The sequence below is a fragment of the Meiothermus hypogaeus genome, assembly GCF_003574035.1.
Taxonomy (GTDB): domain Bacteria; phylum Deinococcota; class Deinococci; order Deinococcales; family Thermaceae; genus Meiothermus; species Meiothermus hypogaeus.
Window position 1 is genome coordinate 1 of the sequence record NZ_QWKY01000112.1, and the last position, 8,086, is coordinate 8,086.

5 protein-coding genes, 1 pseudogene and 1 riboswitch are annotated in these 8,086 nt (G+C 61.7%); of the genes and pseudogenes, 3 read left to right on the forward strand and 3 right to left on the reverse strand.

What is annotated here, in order from left to right; genetic code table 11:
* The coding region (locus Mhypo_RS16415; protein ID WP_206074945.1) for a glycosyl hydrolase family 28-related protein at nt 1–2,105 on the reverse strand (2,105 nt) is incomplete at its 3' end.
* A gap of 459 nt (nt 2,106–2,564) precedes the next feature.
* Between Mhypo_RS16415 and Mhypo_RS16420 the strand changes: the two are divergent.
* Nucleotides 2,565–3,044: pseudogene (locus Mhypo_RS16420) on the forward strand (transposase); the annotation flags it as partial.
* Nucleotides 3,045–3,156: 112 nt separating this feature from the next.
* Here Mhypo_RS16420 and cmk read toward each other — a convergent pair.
* Together cmk and aroA are read right to left on the reverse strand one after the other, a co-directional pair.
* The gene (gene cmk, locus Mhypo_RS16425; protein ID WP_119342331.1) at nt 3,157–3,780 is read right to left on the reverse strand and encodes a (d)CMP kinase; all 624 of its coding nucleotides are present in this window, start codon (nt 3,778–3,780) and stop codon (nt 3,157–3,159) included.
* Nucleotides 3,781–3,957: 177 nt separating this feature from the next.
* Nucleotides 3,958–5,235, reverse strand: a complete 1,278-nt coding sequence (gene aroA / locus Mhypo_RS16430; protein ID WP_119342332.1) for a 3-phosphoshikimate 1-carboxyvinyltransferase — start codon at nt 5,233–5,235, stop codon at nt 3,958–3,960.
* Between the two features lie 136 nt (nt 5,236–5,371).
* Here aroA and Mhypo_RS16435 point away from each other — a divergent pair, with 136 nt between their 5' ends.
* A complete protein-coding gene (locus tag Mhypo_RS16435; protein WP_119342333.1) occupies nt 5,372–6,349 on the forward strand; it encodes a DHH family phosphoesterase in 978 nt (325 codons plus the stop codon).
* 150 nt (nt 6,350–6,499) lie between these two features.
* A riboswitch (SAM riboswitch) is annotated at nt 6,500–6,650 on the forward strand.
* Nucleotides 6,651–6,693: 43 nt separating this feature from the next.
* The gene (locus Mhypo_RS16440; protein ID WP_119342334.1) at nt 6,694–7,962 is read left to right on the forward strand and encodes an O-acetylhomoserine aminocarboxypropyltransferase/cysteine synthase family protein; all 1,269 of its coding nucleotides are present in this window, start codon (nt 6,694–6,696) and stop codon (nt 7,960–7,962) included.
* Nucleotides 7,963–8,086 lie beyond the last annotated feature (124 nt).

Genomic DNA, 8,086 nt, shown 5'->3' on the forward strand with positions numbered 1-8,086 from the left:
CCAATCACCCGTACCCCCCCCAGGAAACTCGACATCCCGAAGGCGGTCATGGTTACCTCGGTCTGGCGCAGATCGAGCACCTCGAAGGCTAAGGCGGCGTTGTTGGGGCTGCCGGGCCCGTTGGAAAGCACCTGGCTGCCGTAGACTCGCCCGCCCGGCCCGTCGGCCCCTTCAATCACCAGAGCATCAGCCCCGTTCATGCTGCCGCCCATCACCTCCAGATCGCGCAGGGTGGCTCGGCTGGGTCCCGCAAGCCGCAACACCGGCCCAGACCCCGCTCCCTCCCAGGCTAGACTCGAGCCGCGATACCCGGCTCCGTCGCCTACCAGCGAGAGTTCAACTCCAGCGGGCACGGTGATGGTGTTACTGACCCGGTAGCGGCCTTTGGGCAGATGCACCACAGGTCGGCTACCCACGGGCAAGGTGGCAGCCTGGTTGATGGCCTGCTGCACGGCCTCCCCAGTGAAAGCCGTCACGGAGATTCGGGGTCGGTCTTTACGGGGCACGAAGTCCCAGGGCTTGACCTCCGGAGGTGAGCTGATGCTTTGGGGCGTCATGCTGTTGGGGTCGGCATAGAGTCGACCCCAATCCTCGTCCGCGCCCTGAACCAAACCGCCGACCTCAGCAGTGATCCGCTTTCCGGTGTTGTCCAGAAGCTCGAACTCGGCCAAGCTCACCCAGCCCCCCGGCTCCTGCCCAGGAACCTGGCCGAGGGCATTTTTAAGAACTCGCAGTTCGTAGAGGGCGAAAGCCTGGGGGGAGGCGAGGACGTACTCCTTGCGCTGCCCAGGGCTGAAGCGCTCTCCGGTGCGCAGGTCGAGCCGAACCCAGCTCGAGCCCCAATCGTTCGAGCCGAAGAGGGCGAAATCCTGGGGGTCGGGCCGGGCATCCGGCAGGCCCTGGGCTGAGCTCAGAGCATAACGCACGGCGGTGCGGCGGGTACCGGGCGGGGTGTTCCACTGGATACCTGCCTCGTAACGCCACATGCCCAGAGTGGTGTAGGTGGAGGGGTTACCGTCTACAGCGAGTTCGATAGGCTGGGCGATAGTGCCAAAGCCGTGGTTGAAGGGCTGCTCGGGAACTCGCACCGGCCAGTAGGTGGGGCCTGAGAAGGTGTTGCCGATTAGGAGGGCGTTCGCGCCCGGCAGTCGCACAGCGGGCTGTCCGGCTGGTGCCTGAACCATGTTGTCCACGAGCACGACCGGGTCGGCGTTGGTGAGGTCAAGTGGGGTGCCGGTGGTGGCATAGACCCGGTTGCCCTGGAGGTAGACATTGGCCAGGAAGCCCCGGATGAAAGCTTTTGACCCTACCGAGAGGTTGTTCACCAGGGAGCTTACCATGTTCACACCAGAGCGCAAATCGGCCTCCTTCGAGCGTACGAAGCGGTTCTCGTAAACGTGGAAGGCCCCGGCAGCGTTGAACATCGCGGTGGTGTTGTCCTCGAAATAGTTATACCAGGCGTAGATGTCGAGCGAGTTGTAGTTTTGGGTTGCCAACCCGATGTCGCAGCGGTAGAAACGGCTGCGCAGCACGGCCTGCTCGGCCACCCCGTTGACTTCACCATTACCGAAGTTGAGACAGGTGCCGCTGATGTCGCGAAAGATCAGGTCGCTCAGTTCGCCGTAGGTAGCGAACCCCCCAGCCCGCACCAGACCGTTCGCGGCCCGTCCCTGCCCGTCGAAGGTCAGGCGGCTGAGCTTGTCGTACCAGGCATCCCAGCGCATCATGGTGCCGCCAGAAGGGCCATCCCAGACGAGAAGGGTGTTCTCGGGGTGCTCGCCCACTATCTGGGCACCTAGGTAGTCGTCATGGACGTTGCGCTGGGTGCTAAGGGTGGCGGTGATGCGGTAGCGCCCCGCCGGGAAGTAGAGCACGCTCCAGGGGTTATCTTTCACTGTCTTGAGGTCGTCGAGGGCCCGCTGGATGGCGGCAGTGTCGTCGCTCACCCCGTCCCCCTTAGCGCCGTAATCCTTCACGCTTTTCCAGCTCGGGTAAGGGCCGCTGAACTCCTCGCCCCAGCCGGCGGCAGGGGGAGGTGGGGTGCCGGGCGGGGGAGGTGGGGTGCCGGGCTTGGTCTGGGCGCAGCCGCCAAGGAGTGCTGCCACAGCCAGCATGACGAGCAGGACATAACGGAGAGAATTCAACATAAACATCCCAGGGCGGGGGTGTTGCATGAAACCATTCCACATAACCCTAAATCAAACCTAACACGAGGACGCTCAGGAAGCGGTGTTAAGTTAATGTTTGATGAATACTGATTTTACGCGGTTGTGTTTGGTCAGTCCCGCACAGTAAAATCTTGATTTAGCTTACTAGAACTGTGTGTTTATCGAATCAATTCAACTTTGTCGCCATGTCAATCGAACAATCTGTAGATATTTGGGTGAGAGTTTGCGCTTCAAACTTGGCTCGAGGTTCTCAAAACAGGGCGTTGGGGAATTCCTGCAATGACGAGATTGGCCTTCAATACAGCATTTCAGACACAATGCGCCAGGCAACCCTATATAGTCCTTATAGCGCGTGAAGACCAGTGAAAAGGGGGCATCTGAGATTACGATGGTGCGAAAAAGGTGAAAGGCCGCAAGAGGCATTGGCTGGTGGATACCCAAGGACGGGTATTGAAGGTCAAGGTGTTGCCCGCTAACCTCAGCGATGCCCAAGGAGGCCGGGTCGTGTTACCAGCGGCTTGGGTTATATTCAAGCGCCTATCCCACCTGTTTATCGACGGCGGCTACAAACGCCAGTTTGCAGACGGGGTCAAACAGACCCTGGGCTGGACGGTACAGGTCATGCGAAGACCCGAGGCAAACTTTAGGGGTATCTGGTTACCCATGCCCCCCGATCTAATCGAGGAGCTTGGCCAGAAGACCCGCGGCCGTCGCTCTTTCGTAGTCATCCCCCGCCGCTGGGTGGTGGAGCGTACTTTTGCCTGGCTCAGCTTCAACCGCAGGCTCAAGCGGGACTACGAGTTTCTGCCCGAAACCACGGAAACCTTCATCTACGTCGCAATGATCCGCCTTATGGTTAGAAGATTGGCCTCCTAGAGCCTTATCAGACAGTCTCTAAACTGTCTTTTTGAATCCGGTATCACATGGGAAGCAACGTCTGCGAAGGGCGCGATAATACAGGGGAGACTCGATCTTTGTGAAGATCGCTCTAGCTCGGTGGGGCTAGGTGCTTTAGCACAGCCCGCACTACCCCATCGAGGTCGAGGTGGCTGGTGTCCAGGATGATAGCATCCCGGGCGGGAGCGCTCTGTTTCTGGTCGGCCTGGTCGCGCCGGATAATTTCGGCCAGCACCGTTTCGTAGGCGGCGTCGCGCTCGGGTACGCGGCGCTTAGCCCGCACTTCGGGGCTGGCGGTCAGGTAGAACTTGTAGCGGGCTTGGGGAAAAACCGTGCTGCCCATATCGCGCCCGTCCACCACGAACGGGGGCGGAATTTTGCGTAGCACGTTGTTAACGTACTCCCTTATGGCAGGTCGCACGGCTACAGCGGAAACAATCTGGTCTACCTCGAGGCTGTGCAAAGCCTTGCTGACCTCGTGGCCGTCCAGAAAAACCAGGTTCTGGGTGGGGGTGGGTCTGAGCTCGAGGCGGTACTTCTCCAGCCGCCCCTCAATTTCCTCAGCCGAGACGTTTTCGAGCAAACACATCAGGGCCACCGCCCGGTACAGAAGGCCGCTGGAGATGTAGGGAATGCCCAGGCGCTGGGCGACCAGCTTGGCCACGCTGGTTTTGCCCGAGGCGGAGGGGCCGTCTATGGTGATGATGTCGTGCATACGCTAGGTGAAGTACCAGAACACTTTTGCAAAGAAGCCTGTATGTTGCCCCATATCTCGGGTTCCACGTCGCAAGTCAGAAAGCCGGAGGTCCGGGCGCATACGAGCCTGTGATTGCCTTACTCGAGTTTGCTCGTACATTTCAACATTGGCTCAGACGCCCGGGGCCAGACTGTACTAAACCTTACCGGTCAGCCGTTCCAGCTCTTCCCAGAAGCTTGGAAAGCTGATGCTGGCCCACTCGGCATCCTGCACCACTACACCTTTGGGCAGGCCGCAGACGGCAAAGGCCATGGCGATGCGGTGGTCGTGGAAGGGCTCCACCACGCCGCTTTGCACGCTACCGCCGCGAACCTTGAGCCAGTCGTGCCCCACCTCCACGGGCACGCCCAGGTTTTGCAGGTTGTGCGCGATGGCCGCTACGCGGTCGGACTCCTTGACGCGAAGTTCCTCCAGGTTAGGAATATAGGTTTCGCCCTCGGCCCAGGCCGCTGCCGCCGCCAACACCGGCACCTCGTCCACCATCAGGGGAATCAGCCTGGGGTCTACCGAGACCCCTTTGAGCCTGGACGAACGGGCCCGAATAGAGCCCACCGGCTCGCCGTCTTGCCCCTCGGTCACCTCCCAGCTCAGGTTGGCGCCCATCTCCTTGAGCACCGTAAGCAGCCCGGTGCGGGTGGGGTTCAGGCCCACGCCCTCGAGGGTTATGTCAGATTCGGGGGTGATGAGGGCTGCCACGATGAAAAAGGCCGCGCTGCTGAAATCGCCCGGAACAATGAGGTCTCTGGCGGCGAATGGCTCGGCCCGGCGGGTGCGGATGAGGTTGCCCTCGAGTTCGATGGGCAGGCCATAGTGCCGGAAGACCCGCTCGGTGTGGTCGCGGGTGGGGGCGGGCTCGACTACCTCGGTATCTTCTTCCGCAAACAGACCTGCCAGCAAGACCGCACTTTTGACCTGTGCACTGGCTACCGGCAACTCATAGTGAATGCCGCGCAGGCCGCCGCCGCGTATGGCCAGAGGCGCCAGCTTGCCGCCCTCACGCCCTTCGATCCGAGCCCCCATCTGCCGCAGAGGGGTGGTCACCCGGCCCATGGGCCGCCGCCGCAGCGAAGCGTCGCCGGTGAGCACCGTGAAGATTTCCTGTCCCGAAAGCAGCCCAGCCACCAGCCGCATCAGGGTTCCGGCGTTGCCACAGTCGAGCACATCGGTGGGTTCCTGGAGCCGAAGGCCCACCCCTTTGATGTGAAAATGCTCGCCCTGCTCGGCAATCTCGGCTCCGAGCTGGCGCATGACCTGGGCGGTCGAGAGGGTATCACCGGCCTTGAGGGGGTAGTAGAGGGTGCTTTCGCCCTGGGCCAGCGCCCCCAGCATCAGCCCACGGTGGGTGACCGATTTATCGCCGGGAACGCGAAGGGTGCCTTTTAGAGACGGGGTGGGGGGGATGAGCCGTTCCATAAGTCCAACCGGGATTATAGCCTGTGAGGGCCCTTGGGGCTTGCAACGGCCTGGATCCAGTCGGTTTCTTTGCCGTGTGCCGGAATGCATGGAAAACTCATCCGGCGATGCAGCCAGCCGGTATAGTTGAAGAGCTATGGATGCTTTGCATAACGGTCCCGAGCCGCGCTATTGGGAGAAGGTTCGCACCGTGGCCGACACGCTGCGGGAGCTCGAGGGCCCTATCATTATTGTTTCGCACGTGGATCCCGACGGCGATGCCATTGGTTCTTCGTTAGGGTTGGCTCGAGCCCTCAAGGCCATGGACAAAAAAGTGACCTGGATTGCCGACCCTCCGCGTTTTCTGCGCTTCCTGGTCAAAGAAGACGAGTACAGCGAGCCCATCGCTCATGTACCGGAAGGGGCCACCCTGGTGGTGCTGGACGCCGCCGAGCCGGGCCGGGTGGCGGGGGCACCGGTAGAGGGGTTTGTCATCAACATTGACCACCACGGCACCAACCCGCGCTTCGGCTACCTTTCGGTGGTGGACCCTTCTAAAGCGGCCACAGCCCAGATTGTCAAAGACCTGATAGATGCGCTGGGGGTAGGCTGGACTGCCGAGATGGCCACACCCGTGCTGACCGGCTTGATTACCGATACCGGCAACTTTCGTTTTGCCAACACCACCCCCGAGGTACTCCACACGGCTGCCGAGCTGGTGGGGCACGGCGTGAAACTGGCCGAACTTACCGACCGCTTGCAGTGGCGTCCGGTGGGCTACTTCAAGGCTATGGGGGCGGTGCTTTCCACGGTGGGGTTTCACTTTGGGGGCCTGCTGGTGACAGCCCATATGCCCCGGGGCGTGAGCGTGGAAGACTCCGACGACTTTGTGGGCATCATTCGCTATGCCGAGGGCAGCCAGATGGCGGTTTTTTTGCGCGAGCGGGAAGAGGGCGTGAAGCTTAGCATCCGCAGCCGCGGTGGTGTTTCGGCCCAGGCGGTAGCGGTCAAGCTGGGCGGGGGCGGCCATGTGCCTGCGGCAGGGGCTACCTTGCGGGGGCTGACCCTGGAGGAAGCCTACCCCAAGGTGCTGGCAGCCGTGGAAGAAGAACTCCGGCGGGTGGGCTATATCTAGGGCTTCAAGAACCTCCTGGCCAAAAAAGTGAAATGTGGGGCAGGACTTGCTGTGTACCGGAGGCAGAAACATGAGCCTCGCGGTCGCTTGACGCTGATTCTCCCAGCCCATACCATTGCATAGAACCTTACCCGGCCAGGGTAAGCAGTTCTTCTATCCAGAGCAGTGGAGGGAACGGCCCGACGAAGCTGCGGCAACCTGCGGGGGACAATCGCCCATTACCGAGAAACCCCCGCGCTTGGTGCCAAATCCGCCCCGGGGTCGCTAGGCACAGCAAAGGCCTTCAGGGGAAAGATGGAAGAAGGGACAAAGGCCCTTCTTCGAGCAGATCTGAAGGAGGGTATGTGGACTTTTCCAGTCTGGCTGTTTTGAGTGGGCTTCCCGAACAAGACCCCTACAACGCGGTGGGCGTGCCGATATACGCCACGGCTGCTTATGGCTTCGCAGACCTGGAGGATGGTGCCCAGAAGTTTGCTACCAACCAGGGCTACACCTACACCCGCATCCAAAACCCCACAGTAGCGGCCCTCGAGGCCCGCTTAACTGCCCTGGAGGGAGCCTTAGGTGCGGTGTGCCTGGCTTCTGGCCAGGCAGCCAGCTTTGCTGCCTTGCTGGCCCTGGTGCGTTCGGGTGATGAAATTGTGGCCAGTCCTGGTTTGTTTGGGGGGACGGTGGGTCTTTTGAACCAGGTGCTGGGCCTGATGGGGGTTCGGGTTCATTTTGTGGAGCCCGAGGCGGCAGCGGTAGAAAGCGCCCTGAGTGAGAAAACCAGCGCCGTGTTTGTAGAAGTGCTGGGTAACCCCTCGCTCAGGCTCCCAGACCTGGAGGGGCTGGCCCGGCTCTGCGAGGAACGGCAAGTGGCCCTGGTGGTGGACAACACCTTTGGCGCGGTGGGGGCGCTGGCCCGCCCGCTCGAGCACGGGGCGCATGTGGTGGTGCATAGCCTGACCAAGTGGGCCAGCGGGCACGGTTCCATTCTGGGAGGAGCGGTGCTGTCGCGGGAAACCCTGCTCTGGCAGCGCTATGCCCAGTTCACCAGCCCCGATGCACAGGGCAGAATCCCCTGGGAACAGCATGGGGCGCGATGTTTCTTGGAGCGGGTGCGCCAACTGGGGTTGTCGTTGGGCGGTATGGTACTCTCGCCCTTTAATGCCTACCTGTTGTTTCAGGGCCTGGAGACCCTGGAGTTGCGGGTTGAGCGCGCTAGCCAGACCGCTCTGGCCCTGGCGGGCTGGCTCCAGTCCCAGCCGCAGGTGGCCTGGGTGCGCTACCCGGGCCTGGCCGCAGACCCAGCCCATGCCCGGGCTGCCCGGTATCTGCGCGGGGTTTTTGGCAGCATCCTGACCTTTGGGATTCGGGGTGGGCTTGAGGGAGCCAGCCGCTTTTTGGCCCACTTGAGAATCCTCCAGGCCCCCAACGTGGGTGATGTCCGCACCCTGGCCGTGCATCCCTGGACCACCACCCACGCCCGCATTCCCGAACCGGCCCGCCGGGCTGCCGGGGTGGGGCCGGAGATGATTCGTCTTTCGGTGGGGCTCGAGAGCCCCCAAGACATTCAGCAGATGCTTGCAGAAGGTCTGCGGGCGGTGGAGGGGGTGGCCCATGAAGATTAGAGCCTGCTAACTAGCTGTTCGTAAAAGCTCCACAGTTTTCGCTGTCATCAGAATCGAAAAAGCCAACCAGTGCCAACCTCGCAAGGTCTCAGCCAGCCGCTCATAGTCTCGCGCCAGCCTGCGA